Source organism: Bacillus sp. FSL R10-2201 (assembly GCF_038008665.1).
GTDB classification, from domain to species: domain Bacteria; phylum Bacillota; class Bacilli; order Bacillales; family Bacillaceae_G; genus Bacillus_A; species Bacillus_A mycoides.
In genome coordinates this window covers 2,319,507-2,335,141 of sequence record NZ_JBBOZP010000001.1, presented here as the reverse complement: position 1 = coordinate 2,335,141, position 15,635 = coordinate 2,319,507, and the positions used below count along the sequence as shown (strand labels likewise).

General features: G+C 34.1%; 18 protein-coding genes. 4 read left to right on the top strand and 14 right to left on the bottom strand.

Annotated elements, in window-relative coordinates; all coding sequences use genetic code 11:
• Positions 1 to 21: 21 nt before the first annotated feature.
• Positions 22 to 351, top strand: coding sequence for a YkvA family protein (locus tag NSQ69_RS12075; RefSeq protein ID WP_002127411.1), 330 nt, complete (start codon positions 22 to 24; stop codon positions 349 to 351).
• Between the two features lie 247 nt (positions 352 to 598).
• Here the strand turns inward: NSQ69_RS12075 and NSQ69_RS12070 are convergent, their stop codons facing one another.
• Complete coding sequence (locus NSQ69_RS12070) at positions 599 to 811, bottom strand: hypothetical protein (protein WP_000416118.1); 213 nt, start codon at positions 809 to 811, stop codon at positions 599 to 601.
• A 343-nt stretch (positions 812 to 1,154) separates the two neighbouring features.
• Between NSQ69_RS12070 and NSQ69_RS12065 the strand changes: the two genes are divergently transcribed.
• Positions 1,155 to 1,292, top strand: a complete 138-nt coding sequence (locus NSQ69_RS12065) for a DUF3956 domain-containing protein (RefSeq protein WP_002127410.1) — start codon at positions 1,155 to 1,157, stop codon at positions 1,290 to 1,292.
• A 127-nt stretch (positions 1,293 to 1,419) separates the two neighbouring features.
• Here the strand turns inward: NSQ69_RS12065 and NSQ69_RS12060 are convergent, their stop codons facing one another.
• The 7 genes from NSQ69_RS12060 to NSQ69_RS12030 form a co-directional block, all read right to left on the bottom strand.
• On the bottom strand, positions 1,420 to 3,003 hold the full coding sequence (locus NSQ69_RS12060) for an aminotransferase class V-fold PLP-dependent enzyme (RefSeq protein WP_002127409.1): 1,584 nt from the start codon (positions 3,001 to 3,003) through the stop codon (positions 1,420 to 1,422).
• Between the two features lie 69 nt (positions 3,004 to 3,072).
• Positions 3,073 to 3,621 carry a glycerol-3-phosphate 1-O-acyltransferase PlsY gene (gene plsY / locus NSQ69_RS12055; protein WP_002127407.1) on the bottom strand — a complete coding sequence of 183 codons (549 nt, stop codon included), beginning with the start codon at positions 3,619 to 3,621 and terminating at the stop codon, positions 3,073 to 3,075.
• 135 nt (positions 3,622 to 3,756) lie between these two features.
• On the bottom strand, positions 3,757 to 4,656 hold the full coding sequence (locus tag NSQ69_RS12050; protein WP_002127406.1) for a BadF/BadG/BcrA/BcrD ATPase family protein: 900 nt from the start codon (positions 4,654 to 4,656) through the stop codon (positions 3,757 to 3,759).
• 18 nt (positions 4,657 to 4,674) lie between these two features.
• The gene (anmK, locus tag NSQ69_RS12045; RefSeq protein ID WP_341099877.1) at positions 4,675 to 5,826 is read right to left on the bottom strand and encodes an anhydro-N-acetylmuramic acid kinase AnmK; all 1,152 of its coding nucleotides are present in this window, start codon (positions 5,824 to 5,826) and stop codon (positions 4,675 to 4,677) included.
• 22 nt (positions 5,827 to 5,848) lie between these two features.
• The gene (locus NSQ69_RS12040; protein WP_016126936.1) at positions 5,849 to 6,115 is read right to left on the bottom strand and encodes a hypothetical protein; all 267 of its coding nucleotides are present in this window, start codon (positions 6,113 to 6,115) and stop codon (positions 5,849 to 5,851) included.
• A gap of 78 nt (positions 6,116 to 6,193) precedes the next feature.
• A complete protein-coding gene (locus NSQ69_RS12035) occupies positions 6,194 to 7,477 on the bottom strand; it encodes a PTS sugar transporter subunit IIC (RefSeq protein ID WP_002127402.1) in 1,284 nt (427 codons plus the stop codon).
• A gap of 11 nt (positions 7,478 to 7,488) precedes the next feature.
• Positions 7,489 to 7,794, bottom strand: coding sequence for a PTS sugar transporter subunit IIB (locus tag NSQ69_RS12030; protein WP_000865888.1), 306 nt, complete (start codon positions 7,792 to 7,794; stop codon positions 7,489 to 7,491).
• Between the two features lie 226 nt (positions 7,795 to 8,020).
• Here NSQ69_RS12030 and NSQ69_RS12025 point away from each other — a divergent pair, with 226 nt between their 5' ends.
• Positions 8,021 to 9,580 (top strand): glycoside hydrolase family 10 protein, encoded by a 1,560-nt coding sequence (locus NSQ69_RS12025; RefSeq protein ID WP_199663470.1) that lies wholly within the window; start codon positions 8,021 to 8,023, stop codon positions 9,578 to 9,580.
• A gap of 56 nt (positions 9,581 to 9,636) precedes the next feature.
• Here the strand turns inward: NSQ69_RS12025 and NSQ69_RS12020 are convergent, their stop codons facing one another.
• The 3 genes from NSQ69_RS12020 to NSQ69_RS12010 all read right to left on the bottom strand — a co-directional run bounded on the left by NSQ69_RS12020 (position 9,637) and on the right by NSQ69_RS12010 (position 12,549).
• Positions 9,637 to 10,470, bottom strand: coding sequence for a DUF3974 domain-containing protein (locus tag NSQ69_RS12020; protein WP_002035109.1), 834 nt, complete (start codon positions 10,468 to 10,470; stop codon positions 9,637 to 9,639).
• A gap of 24 nt (positions 10,471 to 10,494) precedes the next feature.
• Entirely contained in the window at positions 10,495 to 11,607 is a 1,113-nt protein-coding gene (locus NSQ69_RS12015; RefSeq protein ID WP_002085564.1) for a toxic anion resistance protein, read from the bottom strand.
• Between the two features lie 348 nt (positions 11,608 to 11,955).
• Entirely contained in the window at positions 11,956 to 12,549 is a 594-nt protein-coding gene (locus NSQ69_RS12010; RefSeq protein ID WP_328011211.1) for an O-methyltransferase, read from the bottom strand.
• 305 nt (positions 12,550 to 12,854) lie between these two features.
• On the opposite strand from NSQ69_RS12010, the gene NSQ69_RS12005 reads away from it, so the two are divergent.
• Entirely contained in the window at positions 12,855 to 13,013 is a 159-nt protein-coding gene (locus NSQ69_RS12005) for a hypothetical protein (protein ID WP_002085567.1), read from the top strand.
• Between the two features lie 35 nt (positions 13,014 to 13,048).
• Here the strand turns inward: NSQ69_RS12005 and NSQ69_RS12000 are convergent, their stop codons facing one another.
• The 3 genes from NSQ69_RS12000 to NSQ69_RS11990 all read right to left on the bottom strand — a co-directional run bounded on the left by NSQ69_RS12000 (position 13,049) and on the right by NSQ69_RS11990 (position 15,606).
• Positions 13,049 to 13,918, bottom strand: coding sequence for a sigma-70 family RNA polymerase sigma factor (locus tag NSQ69_RS12000; protein WP_033734526.1), 870 nt, complete (start codon positions 13,916 to 13,918; stop codon positions 13,049 to 13,051).
• Positions 13,896 to 15,206, bottom strand: a complete 1,311-nt coding sequence (locus tag NSQ69_RS11995; protein ID WP_341099269.1) for a phytoene desaturase family protein — start codon at positions 15,204 to 15,206, stop codon at positions 13,896 to 13,898. The genes NSQ69_RS12000 and NSQ69_RS11995 overlap by 23 nt, the downstream gene beginning before the upstream one ends.
• Positions 15,207 to 15,300: 94 nt before the next feature.
• Entirely contained in the window at positions 15,301 to 15,606 is a 306-nt protein-coding gene (locus tag NSQ69_RS11990) for a luciferase domain-containing protein (protein WP_002035104.1), read from the bottom strand.
• Between the last annotated feature and the right edge of the window lie 29 nt (positions 15,607 to 15,635).

Sequence of the window (15,635 nt, the reverse complement as noted above, 5' to 3'; positions counted from 1 at the left end):
TTTTGGAAAAGGAGTGTTTATATGGAGAAACAGACACTTTGGAAAAAATTCAAAAAAAGCTCAGTAAACCTCGGTAAATCCAGCGTATATGAAAGTATTATTTTATTTTACACAATGAAAAAGAAAGAGTTACCTACTAAAGCGAAACTCATTATATTAGCCGCTTTATCCTATTACGTATTAACAATCGATTTCATTCCAGATATAGCTGCTATTATTGGGATTGGCTTATTAGATGATGTTTTAGCAATCGCTGTAGCGCATAAATATGTTATGCGACATGCGGATGCTGAAATTCGAGAGAAGAGCAAAGTAAAAATGGAGTCATTATTTACTTCAGCACACATTTAACGAAGAAAGATAGGCTCTTACTTGTCTTTTCTCACTGCCTAACCATCATCTATAGCTTTTAAACAAATGATTTGAACAGTGTTAATACAGAAAAAAGAACTAAAATAATCTTTTAGTTCTTTTTTGTCAACTCAATTTATTTTTGAACAATAGTTAAAAGAGCCTATTTTAATTTACCAACTAAAACAGGCTCTTTACTAATTTAAATTTACAAGATCATCATCATTTTACGCTATACTTTGCTACTTCAACAACATTTCTCTTTCATCGCTTTCATCATAGACATAGTAGTCTTCATCATTTCATCACATTCATTCATTTTCACCATCATTGCCTTATCCATTTCTACATCCATTTGCATCATGTTATTCATCATCATTTTCATACACTTCATTTCACACATCATTTTTTCCATAGACATCATCATGTTTGTTGTTTCTACCATCATAGTTTTTTCCATATTAACATCCCCCTAGAATTTTTATGTTACAAGTATAAAAATTCCTTTTCGTTTTTCTAAAACCTTCTTAGTTTACCTCATACAAATATTTATCAATATATTTCCCTCTCAATTCGTCATTGATTAACTTTATTTATTGTCACGCTGAAACGTAAATATAATAAAAAGCATCTTATTATAGATGCTTCCTTGTCTAACAATTAAATTATTAACACTATGAAACTCCATTTGTTTCGTAAACATAGGGTAAATCTATTATTTTTATAAAATTCATAAATCCAACTATAACGTATTGCAGTTTCACTCATATACTGTAGTAGATCACTAGAAAGGAGGCGTATATATGGAAAGTTGTATTGTGTTCGTAAACGGCCAACCTTTTTTAGTACTCACAGTTGCTGGCATCGAAATTGCTAGATTGGAAATTACTCTTCAAGTAGCACTAGCTTTGAGAGTTCTCGGTATTCCAATCTGTGGGTAATTCATTTAAGTAAGTTTAAAAGAGAGCTTTCACTCTCTTTTAAACTCTTGTCAAAAAATGCACTTCTATACACTTAGCAAGTGTGACTCATAGCCTTGTAGAAATTATATAATAAATATACAAGCATTTACGTTAAAAGAACTTTCTTTAACACACACATCTGCAAACAATTTAACATCCTCTTCATATCACGTTCTTTATAGTGATTCAGACATGCTATTTGAATCCAGTTATTCTTTTGTAAATATGCTGATTCATAATGAACAATATATCCTTGTAATGCTAATGCATCACCTACTGCCTTAGAACACTGCCCTTCGTTTAATTGAATGGTAAGAACAATTTGAGCGGCATGATCTTTAGGTGAAACAAGCTTTAAACCCATAGTATTAATAGCTTGTTCAATATAAGCATACGCCTCTTTTATTTTTTCAAATGCCTCTTCATCTTCAAGTCGCTTCAATGCTTCTTGCAATGCATAAATTAAATTCCATGAATGGGAGTATGGGATACTTTCATTTTCTTCGTACATACCAATGTCCATATAAGCAGGTACTGCCTCGTTTACTTTTACAATGTGGTTATGAAAAACGAAAGATAATCCTGTATATGATTTAATCGCTTTTCCGCTAACACCACTTGCAAAATATACATCCTTCAAATTTATTGGTATTGCTCCAATTGAGCTTATACAATCTACACATAGTTTCATTTGATATTTTTTACAAAGAATGTTTAGTTCTTCTAAATTATTTAACATTCCAGTTGATGTTTCATGGTGAACAAACCAAAGCCATTCATAATTTCCAGTTGCCATTATTTTTTCTAATTCTGTATAAAGAAACGGCTCTGCCATTTCTTTTTTATGCGTATCATAATGTAATTGCGCACGTGTTGCATGTCCCACTAACCTATTTCCAAATTCCCCATTTGTTAAAACTAGTCCTTTCCCTTTTAAAGAATTCAACTGTAAAGCAATGGCATCATTCGCTAACGTCCCTGTTCCTAACATTATTTGCACACGTTTTGCTTTTGTTATTTGCAGTAAACGTTTTTTTACATTTTCCATTGTCACTTGAAATGACTTAGAACGATGCGAAATAGGCTTAGTAGAAAATGCCTTTCGAACATTTTCTTCAATATCCACTGGACCAGGTAAAAACGTATATTCTTTCGTCATAATACCCCCAACACTCGACTCTTCAAACATAGCTGGGGTAACATACATTGGCTGGAAGGCTGCTTCTTCAGTACCAACTAACGTATGGAAAGATTTGAATCCCATTTGCTCATATAAAGGTAGTTCACGTGTTGTAGCAGAAATGAGTGCCAATTCATATCCATTTAGAAGCAAATAACGATGTAAAAAGCGAATTAAACCTAACAATGCTCTTCCATTTCGATATTCACGTTCTACTGAAAGTAAACGAATTTCATATACATTTTCTCCATGTTCTTGCAAATAAAAATCTAGATTTGGAATTTTATAATCTAACGAGAATGGTCGTTTTCCTCGCAATGCAACCATACCTACTAACTTATCGTCATCTAAACAAATTAAATATGTATTTTCTTCATGGAAACGATCTATACGAACACGATCTTTCGTTTCTTCATGTTGCGGAATTTCTTCTACAAATGTTTTATAATTCAATTTTTGTATACTTTCAAATTCCCAAGCTTGATCAGCAACTTTATAAATTAACCCCATGTTGTATCTCCTTTATGTATTTAATAAAAATTATAAGTGGAGATTAACTCCACTTATTAAAAGTTCATTTCATTCTCGATTTACATATAAAATAAGTACAATGATAAGTGCACTTAAAATAGTCGTAACAATAGAGTAAGAATACAAAATCATGCAAACTGGTAAACAAGCGATTGTAATTAGTCCGGGCTTAGTAAATCCTTTAAAGATTAAATAAAATATAATGAAAACAGCAATAAGAGTAAGCGCTATCAAATAATCAAATGCAATTAAACCTCCAATAAATGTTGAAATGCCTTTTCCGCCCTTGCCTTTAAATAAAATTGGGTAAATATGTCCAAGTATAACAGCCAGTAAAGCTAACATTACAAATGTAGAATCTTCGAAAAGGTATTTTGCAATAGAAACTACGATTGCCCCTTTGATCGCATCACCTAAAAATGTAGCGACGAAAGACCCTTTTCCATATACGCGCCCCATATTTCTTGCGCCAGGATTACCACTTCCTTCTTCACGAATATCAACATTATGTTTCCATTTCGTTACTATATAAGCGGTCAATATGTTTCCAAATAAATAAGAAGCCACCAAATACAAAAATTGCATACTATTAATCATGTAATCATTCACTTTCTACATGGGAGTACTTATACAATATTCAATGACTATGTATATTGTACTTTTTCTTGCTTTACATCCCTTTGTATATTTTAACATCATATTTTTACAAATCATACAAAAATTCTCATACTTCTATTTTATAAAATATACACCCTTCATTAAATGATATGTTCCTTTCACTGCCATTTCTGATGGTGATACGAATATAACTTCTCCCATACTTTTCTCACAGCATTTCTTAAATTCAGCATATATTTCAGGTACTGAACACAATATACTACCACTAACTGCAATTAAAGGTGATAAATCAAACTGCATCTTGTTGTAAATATTCACCGTAATTATCGTTAATTCCTTAGCCGCTTGCAGAATAATTTTATGTGCATCATCATTCCCATTCCTCGCTTCCTCTATAATTAATGGTGCAATTGCTGCAACTTTATCTTTTGAAGAACTATATACTAGTCTTTTTATATGAGATGATGTTAAAAGTCGAAACTCGTCTTGAATCCTTAAGCTTAATGGACAAAGTCTAACTCCTTGATCAAATTGATTTGCCATTCTCTTTAAACCTTGTAACGCAATCCAATAACCGCTTCCCTCATCCCCTAAAATATGTCCCCATCCACCGCTATACTCGTACACTTCGTCTTTCTTTCCTATACAAATTGCACCTGTACCACCTATAGTTAATATTCCATTCTTACCTTTTAAAGCAGCTGCATGTGCAATCATTGCGTCATTAAAAACTTCAATTTTCGTTTCATATTTCTTTATTAATCGTAATGTTAATTCATTTGTATTCGCTCCACTTATACCCGCTAACCCTAAACAAATACAAACGCAGTGCCCATCTATTAAAGCTTTCTTGCATTGATCGATCGCCTCCATAATATGCAAAACTGCTTTTTCATAATCTATTAATATATTTCCAAACCCACTCGTACCTCTTACAACTTCGTTTCCGTCTTGATCAAATGCAATTGCTTCTGTCTTCGTGCCCCCACCATCTACTCCAATCATATACTTCATATGTTCGCCTCATTTTCATCATCTTATTGGAGGGAATGTTATATTCCCTAAAACTACAGATTGCTTTGCACCTGTTGCGCTTGGCACATTACTCGGATTACGATGATGCGTTTCGTTTGCTAATATCGCAAAGGCGATTGCTTCTTTCGCCTCTGAAGAATAGCCTATATCTTCTTGAATGAATATCGCGCACTTTTCTTCCTTCAATCCATTTCGTATCATTTCAACAAGTGTACGATTATAACTGCCCCCACCACCTAAAATTACTTCATCGATTTCATAATACGGCAGAATAAACTCCTTATAATGATGAACAATTGAACTTGCTGTAAATATCGTGACAGTCTTCAAAAGATTTTCTTTACCATGCTTTTCAAACCGCTTCAATAATTCACTTACAAACTCTTCTCCAAACTGTTCTCTACCAGTTGATTTCGGTGGATTCATTTTCAAAAATGGATGGTTCATACAATATGTCAAAATTTCATCTACAACTACTCCTTGTTTTGCAATCCTACCATTTTGATCATATGGCAACTGAAATAATCTTTGACATACATCATCGATTACCATATTTCCTGGGCCAGTATCAAAAGCAATAACGCTCTTATCACTTAGATGACTTGGTATTACTGTAACATTACCGATTCCGCCAATATTTTGTAGTAATCTATTTTTAGTTTGATGACGATACAAAATGACCTCTGAATATGGCACAAGTGGTGCACCTTGTCCCCCTGCTGCCATATCCATCGTTCGAAAATTAGAGATAACCGTAGTGTTCGTTTCATATGCTATAACTGCTGGTTCTCCAATTTGCAATGTCGAAGAAATACTCTTGCCTTCTTGCTTTGGCTGATGATAAATCGTTTGTCCGTGAGAACCAATTACATCTAATTGTCCCAAAGGAAAATTGGCCTCTTTACAAACTTCCTTTACAGCATTGGCGAAGCATAAACCGAGTTTGAAATTTAAACTGCATATGAGTTGTACATTTGAATTTTCTATTGATAATGCCTGCTGGATCTCATTTTTCATATCATTACTAAATGGCACAGTAGTAAAATGGATGAGTTCAACTTTAGAACCTACACCGCTTCCTTCTATATGAACGAGTGCTACATCTATTCCATCTAATGAAGTACCGGACATAATCCCTGCAATATACATAGCATGCATGACCTCCCCTTTACTAAAAAACAATCATGTAAGTTACAAACGTACAACCGATCGAAAATAATATAAATCTATAAAATAACTGAGCTTTTGATGCAAACGATCCATCAATAAAAGAAACAACTACTGTAAGCAAAATACTTGCCGCAATGCTTGTAACGAGCCATATACTATGCATTTGTGATAGATGTAGCATTCTTAATAAAGGTACGAAAAGGAAATTCGCACATATCACTCCAAATAATAATAAGAATACACCTTTATAACTAAATTTTATATTCATTCCATTTCACCCTCTCTGGACTTCATGTGAAAGAAGTGATAGACAAAATGCCTATCACTCAAAAATAAAATATTAAACTTACGGATTAACAGATTCCCCATCACCATTTTTCTCAATTTCAAGCATGTTTTTGTCGTACATTTTAAAGAATGGTAAATAAATAAGGAATGATATTGTTATGTTTATAAATACGAGTACAATCGCTCTCCAATCCCCACCTGTTGCTAAATATGCACCAATTGGAGCTGGTAATGTCCACGGCGGCATAATATGTGTTGGCGTTACAAATCCCATCGCAGTTGCTGAATATGCAACAGTTGCTGTTACGAGTGGTGTAATGATAAACGGGATAATTAAAATTGGATTTAGTACAATCGGTAATCCGAAAATAACAGGTTCATTAATATTAAAAATACCAGGAACAATACAAGTTCTTGATAATGCTTTCGAATATTTTGATCGACCAAATACAATCATAGCTAATACAAGCCCTAACGTCGCACCAGAACCGCCAATCCATATAAACCATTGGTATAACGGCTCTGGTGATATGAATGGTAACTGATCTGCTCCACTAGCAACTGCTTCACCATTTTTCCCTAAGTATACTTCCCATAATGGCCGAGCAACAGTTCCAACAACCGACACACCATGGATTCCGAATGACCAAAAAAATGTAATTAAAAACACTGGAATGATTACACCGAAGTAACTATCACCAGCTTTTACTAACGGTGCCGCTAATTTATCAACTACATGATGTAAATCAATACTAAAAACGACAGTTACTAAACTCATTAAAATAATAACGAATGCAGCAGGTATAAGTGCTTCAAACGAACGTGAAACAGACGGCGGTACTTGTTCTGGCATTTTAATCATTACATTTTTCGTCTTACAAAATCTTAAAATCTCTACTGATAAAATAGATACGATCATCGTTACGAATAATCCATGCCCCCCGAGATTTGTCATCGGAAGCATAAATCCTTTTTTATCGATTAATTCGGGCGTCAATGTTAAAAGTAGTGAGCATACTGCTAACTGTGCCCCTGATAAAGCATCTAACTTATAACTTTTCGCTAAATTGTATCCTATACCAAATGCTATATATAAAGACATAATAAACATCGTTAAACGATATGGTATTAATATACTTGTTTGATTTTTCAATGCCCAAACTGATATGAAACTATCTTTCGGTAATGGTGGAAATGCTACTATTAAAAAGAAACTCCCTACGATAATAAATGGTAACGCCGAAATAACTCCATCACGGATTGCTTGTAAATGCCTCTGTTCAGAAAGCCTTGCCATCGGTCCAGATAAGTTTTTATCAAGAAACGTGACAAACTTATTCATAACGCTTCCCCCTAACTAATTAATTCATTTACAGTTTTTAATAAAGTCGGTCCACCAAGCGGCGTGTATGCTTGCGGCGGAATAATACCACACGGAATAGATTCTTGTTCTGTAAGTTTTTTTACAGCGTCAAATCGGTGTCTAACTTGAGGTGCAACCATTACAACATCCCAACCATTCTTTACTTCTTCCTCCACCTCACTTGTTCCAATAGCATGCACTTCCATGTTCATACCTTTTTTCTCTGCTTCTTTTTTTAAAGCGTTTACAACAATTGCGCTGGACATTCCTCCAGAACAAACGAATAAAACTTTCATTATTGAATCCTCCTATACTTATAAATTGTTTCTTTCAAATGAAAGAAAGTTTCACTTTACTAACAAGCATATGAAGAAATGAAACGATTTAGTTATACTGAAAGTAAATTTCACTAAAAATATTTTTCCTATTAAATTAATGTTTCAATATTTATTTTTCTCAATTGCAGGGCCAACCTAACATCATATATTATTTTAAATAATCGTATAATAGGGAGGCGTATAAATGATTATGAAACGTTTAGTAATGATGTGCTGTATCGTCATATTGTTTACTCCTTTCTCTTTCATTTCCCCTCACTCTACTTATGCTGAAGTAAATACTACTTACAAAAAACATGAATTACGCGCTGTATGGCTAGCATCTGTTCTCAATATTGATTGGCCTTCAAAAACTGGCTTACCTATTGAAAAGCAGAAACAAGAATTTATAAGACTATTAGACGATGTAAAAAACACTGGTATGAATGCAGTCGTTGTACAAATTAAACCGACTGCTGATGCTTTCTATCCTTCAAATTACGGTCCTTGGTCTGAATACATTACGGGTACACAAGGAAAAGACCCTGGATACGACCCGCTCGCATTTATGATTGAAGAAGCACATAAAAGAAATATAGAATTCCACGCATGGATTAATCCATACCGAATAACGATGAATCACACTGATATAAATCGATTATCAAATAATCACCCTGCAAGACAACATCCCGATTGGGTTGTACCTTACGGCGGGAAGCTATATTACAACCCTGGTATTCCAGATGTGAAAAACTTTATAACGGAAGGCGCTTTAGAAATCGTAAAAAATTATGATGTTGATGCAATTCATATGGACGATTATTTTTATCCTTATAAAGTAGTTGGCGAAGAATTTCCTGATCAAAAAACATTTGAATCATATAATAATGAGAATTTTTCAACTATCGAAGATTGGCGTCGCAATAATGTAAATGAACTCGTAAAAGGTTTAAATACTGCTATAAAACAAGAAAAATCATACGTAAAATTTGGCATTAGTCCATTTGGCGTATGGCGAAATATAGCTGACGATCCAACTGGCTCTAATACAACCGCAGGTCAAAGAAACTACGATGACCTTTATGCTGACACACGTGAGTGGATACAAAAAGGGTACATTGACTACATTACACCTCAAATATATTGGAATATAGGTTTCACACCTGCTGCATATGATATATTAGTAGATTGGTGGGTAAAAGAATCAAATAACAAACCGATTCACCTATACATCGGTCAAGCGGCCTATAAAATTAATAACAACTCTGTCCCTGCTTGGTCTGATCCTGAAGAATATCCAAAACAAATCGCATTAAATCGTCAATATCCTGAAATAAAAGGAAGTATGCATTTTAGCTTAAAAGATATTAATAACAATCCACTTGGAATTAAAGATAGACTCTCAAAAGACATATATAAACACCCTGCATTAATTCCACCTATGCCTTGGCTTGATCATGATCCACCAAAACAACCTACTTTAAAAGGTGCCATTCCAAGAGATGAAGGTATTGCCGTGGGAATAATTGACAATAGAGATAATGACTCTTCTTATTACGCCATTTACCGTGTGAATGGAAAAAATGAAGTGGATATACAAAACCCAAAACATTTACTTACTACTGTAAGAAAAACAAAACTTGGAGAAATTTACGTAGATAAAACGGCTATTTCTGGAGAAACGTATACGTATGTGGTAACTGCAGTTGATCGATTGCATAATGAAAGCATTCCTTCTAGTTTTACTACCGTTAAGGCAAAATAAAATCTCAAAAAAAACGCCTTAAAGCTGAGAAATACTTAGCTTTTAAGGCGCCTTTTTTATTTATTCTTAAACTTCTCAGTCGCTGCTCTCATCTTCACATTCAAATCGTGATCAATCGAGTCACGAATATCTCGCTCGACTACTTCCATTTCTTTTTGGAAATTTTGCAAGTATATTTTTAGTTCTTCTTCTTTTTCAGGACGTTGTGATGGTGGTAATTGTACCACTAATGATAACATCGCTGTTAAATCTTTCATTAAGAACGTTTCAAGTTTATGTTGTTGTTCAAACATGCGTTGTTCTTGATAGTACGGCAATGCATTTAATACTGAAATTGTAATGTCATCAACCGTTCTTTGTAGTGAAGGATTAATCGAGCGTTTATATGCTTGAATTGTATTTAATGCATCTGGATATCGATCATAGAAATACAATTTATAAAACGATAAGTCTGTCGGTTTTACAGTTTGCTGCGTTTCTTGTCTTAAGAAATCTTTCACTTTCATCGCGGCCACATCGATATCTTCATTTGTAAGCTTTTTCGTTGTTTTTGCCATTACATGCACTTTTTTCTGTTTTTCTTTCGGTAACATTGAAAATACTTGTTCTCTCGTACGTTGACCTGATGTACAGAAAAGAGTATTCAATGTATGTTGTTCTTTCTTTCCTTCCGTACGAATCCAGCGATAAAAGAGTGGATGTTGCGTAAACTCTTGTAAAAACGGTGTCGATTTGTTTGATAATTTCTCAATGGAATCTTGTGCTCTCTTATATGGTTTCGTCCATGAAAAATAAAGTTTACGTCCGAAGTATACAACTAAAACAACGACAGTAAATGCGATTAAAAGTAATGATCCTAATAGTAATAATACTCCTTGAATGAAACTCATTTTTTCACCTCCTCTAAAAGTCTGTTATTTCCTTGGACGCTGAATGAGTTTCTGCTTCATCTCATCATTAAATGTATCTAGTTCAATTACAAATTTCTTACTAGACTCAATAATACGTTCTGACGATTTCTCAGATGCTTCAATAGCGGCAAATACATTTTGGAATGATTCACGTAATTTATCCATGCTAATTGCAGGATTTTCAAGGAGTTTTGTTGTTTCTTCTGTATTTTGTTTTAATGCTTGAGAATTGCTTAATACCATTGATTCAATCGCTTCATTTGTCGCATTAACTGCATCAATTGTTTTACGTTGATTTGTTAATGCGAGCTGAATTGCAGCTGAAACCGTTATAACGTTTTGCGTCATCGTAATTGCATTACGAATTGCCTCTGATAGCTTTTCATTATTTTTCTTAATGATGTCTACAGATGCGATAGATTGTAATAATACACTTTTTGCTTGTTGCATATTACGAGTACGCACAAGTATCTTTTCTAATGCATCATTTATTAACGGAATATCCCTTTGACGTTCTGGATTTTGTTTCTCAGCTTCAAGCATACCAGCAAGTTTTCTTCCTAAGTATACTTGTTTATCAAGAGCGTGAATTTTATCGTGTGATTGCTCTTTTAACATTTCAAGACCAACCGTATCCTCTTGCAAGTTATCACGGCCAATGAGAAGTGATCTTATAATCTCCTCGATTTGCTTATCTATAGATTGATATTTATGCACGTAATTTTCAAGCGGATTTTTCTTAAACACTTTAAACATAAGTTTCTTCATACCAGTTGCTTTTAATGAGTTTGGATCAAGTTCTGATACCACTTTTCGTAATTCTAACAATGTATTTGGAATTTCTTCATTCTTTCCATTCATCATCGCTGTCACAGGACGTTTTAAAGCTGATAGCGTTTGTCCTGCCGCTTGCTGCTCTTTATCCCCTAAGTCTCCAAGCTGCGACAATACTTTTGATAAATCTGTATTTTGCTCGCTATTTAACTTTTGTACATAAAGATCTGCTTCTTTATTCAGTTCTTCAAGTTCTGCATCTTTTATTACTGTATCCACTACTACTTCTACATTATTATCTTTCACAATCGATACAGGTTCTTTTTTCTCGAGTTCAGTCAACAAAATCGCTCCTTTATTTATATGTGCGAATTTATGTGCACTATATTTCATCTAATATATCGTATTTCATATACATTTTTGCTTGCTTGAAATCGATTTTTCAAGAAATACCTGCTTATGCAGTCATTCCCTGTTTCATAGTATAAGTATACCTGTTCTCGTCATTATTTTCCTCAGACTTAAGACCTAGAGAACAACATACTGAAGACGGATTCTTCACAGCTTACCTTACTTATCACCACTGACTATTAATTTGAAATTCCATTTAGTTACCTTCTTAAATTCATACAATGCTCTATCTTTTGACATATACTATCTTTCAATGTGATAATTATATTAGGTCCACTTCTAATTATTCTTCCGCGCAACAAATGCTCCCTTTTGAAAAGCTAATAACACGGTTTCAAACGTAACGTCTTCTTCAACCATCTTTATAAATCCAGCTAATTCCCCCGCATGAGAAGTTGCATTATCAATTACAAGAAAACCTTTTGGCTCTAAAATACGTTTTATATGTTCCCACCACCACATGTATTGCGTGCGCTCTGAATCTAGGAAAATAAAATCAAATGAACGATCTACTTGCGAATCTAAAAATGCCCCAGCCTCTTGATTATGAATATCGATTCTCTGTGTAAGATTTGCCCTTTCAAAATTTCCAAGTGCCTCTCCAACCCGTTCTGAAGAAAGTTCTACAGTTATAACATTTCCATTTGTTTCTTCTACCGCATTTGCTAGCCACAATGTAGAATAGCCATTTGAAGTTCCAATTTCTAAAATTTTTTTTGCATTGCACCCCTTTACTAATACTGATAAAAACTGCCCCATTTCACGAGAAATATTTCTTAATTTTTCTTCTCTTTTTTCTTTATGTCGATCATGCTCTTCTCCATATTGTTCAAGTTGCAATAATAATGAATCTAGAGTATTCATTTTCTCCATCGCCTTTCCAAGCAATATGATGAAAAAGTACATGATGCCTGTCTACTTTTCATTATATGCGAAATGCACACCTTTTTCCTGTTATACGACAAAGAATTAAAATTTTTTATAGCATATTGTTTCGTTTTTTGGTAAAGTTAATTTCTACGTGCAATTATTTAATTCACATTATTTTACAATCAGTTTTCAATTATAAGATAATCTAAACCCCATTTAAATGAATCGGTATTTCTAATTCAACTAAGCGCCCTTTTCGGACGCATTTTCTTTTGTTTATATATTTCTGTAAGAAAGGATGCTTACACATGAACGTGATTAACTTAGATGCTGCTAGAAGACGTAAACAGCATAAAAAACTAATGATAACTATACCGATTATTAAACGCATTTATGAAGAAGACGGGGAAATTAAATTCGAGGTAGCCGGCGAAAAAGATGTACCTCTTGAAATGTTAGAAAAATAAAAAAAAGACGCACTTCTAAAGAAATGCGTCTTTTTTTATACTGTTACATTTAAGTGCATAAGTTTTTCAGGATTAACCATCATATAAATGTTTGAGATTTTCTCATTCTCAAATGTAAATGAAAGCACATAAGTCACTTTATTATTTACATTAACAATAACGCCTGGGGCACCATTTACCATCTTAAAATCAACAACGTATTCTACCGGGGACTTCTTCCCAATTCCAAAGAATAAACTTATAATTCTATCTGCAGAATAAATTGGATGAATTGCAGTTGTAACTTTACCACCACCATCAGCTTTCAATATCGCATCTGTTTTTAATACTTCTAACATGCCTTGCGCATCCCCACACTGCAATGATGATACAAATTTCTCCACGTAAGCAGCCATCTTCTTCGTACTTAATGTTGACTGCTTCGGCTTATCCAAAATACTTTTTCGTGCACGTTGAAAGATTTTTCGGCAGTTCACACTACTCTTTTCTACAATCGAAGCGATTTCTTCGTAGTCATAACTAAAAACCTCTCTTAATATGAAAACAACCCTCTCTACCTCAGTCAGTTGTTGTAAAAGTAATAAATATGCCGTAGAAATTGATTCTTTCATTACAAATGACTCTGATGGATCATCAATCTCTTCCACAAATGGCTCTGGCAACCACATTCCGACATATACGTTACGTTTATGTGCTGCCGAACGTAATTTGTCAATTGAGCGATTTGTTACCATTTTACATAAATAGGCTCTCATATTTTCTATAGATTGAACGTCCTCCATATTATTAAACGATATAAATACGTCATGGACGATATCTTCAGCATCCATAACACTCCCAAGGATTCTATATGCTAACGAAAATAATAATGGTTGATACGCTTCATATAACTGCTCCGTTTCCATGATGAACTGCCTCACTTTCAAATTGCTTTAAAATGTGTAACGCTGCACGTTTCCCGCTTGCTACCGCAGCATCAGCTAATATTTCATCATGCCCAGCCCAATCTCCTGCAACGTAAACACCTGGCATTTCAGGTATACTAGGGCCTGGTTTTTCAACACGGTCAATATGAGGAAAATCATGTACTACCGTAATTTCCGGTAAATATTGCTGTGCAACAACTTCTCTTTTCCAATTCGGATGTAACAATTCCATCATATTTTCTAACTGTTCTTTCTCTTCTTGAATATGATTCAGTTCTAGTACAGGGTTATGGTATTTAATTAGACTCACTACATTTGATCCATCTTCACTTAATTTAGCTGCTCTTGATTGATTCGTGAAAAATATAGGTTGATCCAATCCCAATGCAAAATGATGCAAAGGATTCGGTAATTGTTTTAAACCAATATCTAACGCTGCCACGGTCACTTGTATAGATTGTTCACTCCATTTTTGCAAACTTGTTCCTTCTGTACCTTTTATAATTTTACATGCCTCTTTCGGTGGAGTTGTTACAATAACTGCCCCTGCTTCAAATACTTCATCGTCAAAACAATGTATTCTTTGTTTTCCTTCACAATGCTCTATTTTTAAAACATGCTTTTTAGCCAGAAATTGTACACCACTAGTATTCGCTATTCCTCTTAAATTTGTTATTATCGTCTCCCAACCACCATCTACATAAAGTACTCCTTCTTTCATAGAAAGCTGTATTTGCGTTAGTACGGAAGATGCTAATTGTATTGTAGGAGCATACGTATATGTTGTTGTTCGGCATAATGCATAAAATATATTTCGAACCATTGGATCTTTAATTTCATTTTCTGCCCATGTAGTTAGGCTTATTTTCGGAACTTTTTCTAAATCTAAGTTTCCTAAATGAATCATAAGACGAGCGAACTGTACTTTTGCAGACCATGAAAGTAACGGTGTTGATAAAATAGAGCGAAAATCTGTTGGAATGGTATAAATATCCCCTTTCCATATTCCATGTGCTTTTGTAGATGGGATTCCACCTGGAAGATTTACTCCTAGCTCATTAAAAGTTATAAACGCTTCTCCACCTCTATATAAAGCATGTGCACCAAGATTCATACAAATGCCGTTTTTATTTATAGTCATCCCTCGACCACCGAAGTGACTGGACTTTTCTAATACAATAACTTTCCTTCCAGCTTTCGCTAAATATATAGATGCTGTTAATCCAGCAAGCCCACCACCAACAATTGCTACCTCAAAATGTTTCATAATAAAATCCCTCCTTATCCGTTCTACATACGAGACGAACGATTAAGGAAGGATGTGACATGAAAATATATTTTTACTTATCTATTTTATTTCATTATTTTTTTATTCTGTCATATTGCATACGAAATAACTCAATTGCAAATGGAATATCCTCTTCACTCTTTATATAATAACTTATCCATCCTGATTCAGGTAATACGTGATGTGGTTTCACCAATCCTTGGCTCACTAATTCATCCCGCTTTACCTTTGGAAATGGTAAATCAACTAACTTATCGCCATGCAAATGACCAAGTTCTTTCTTACCATAATTTATTTCAATACCACCAAATCGATGCGGTTTTTCAGAAACACCTGCCCAGCCAAGTACTTCATTTCTAATCATTTCACTAAATGACATGAACCTTCACCCCTTTTTAATGATTGATG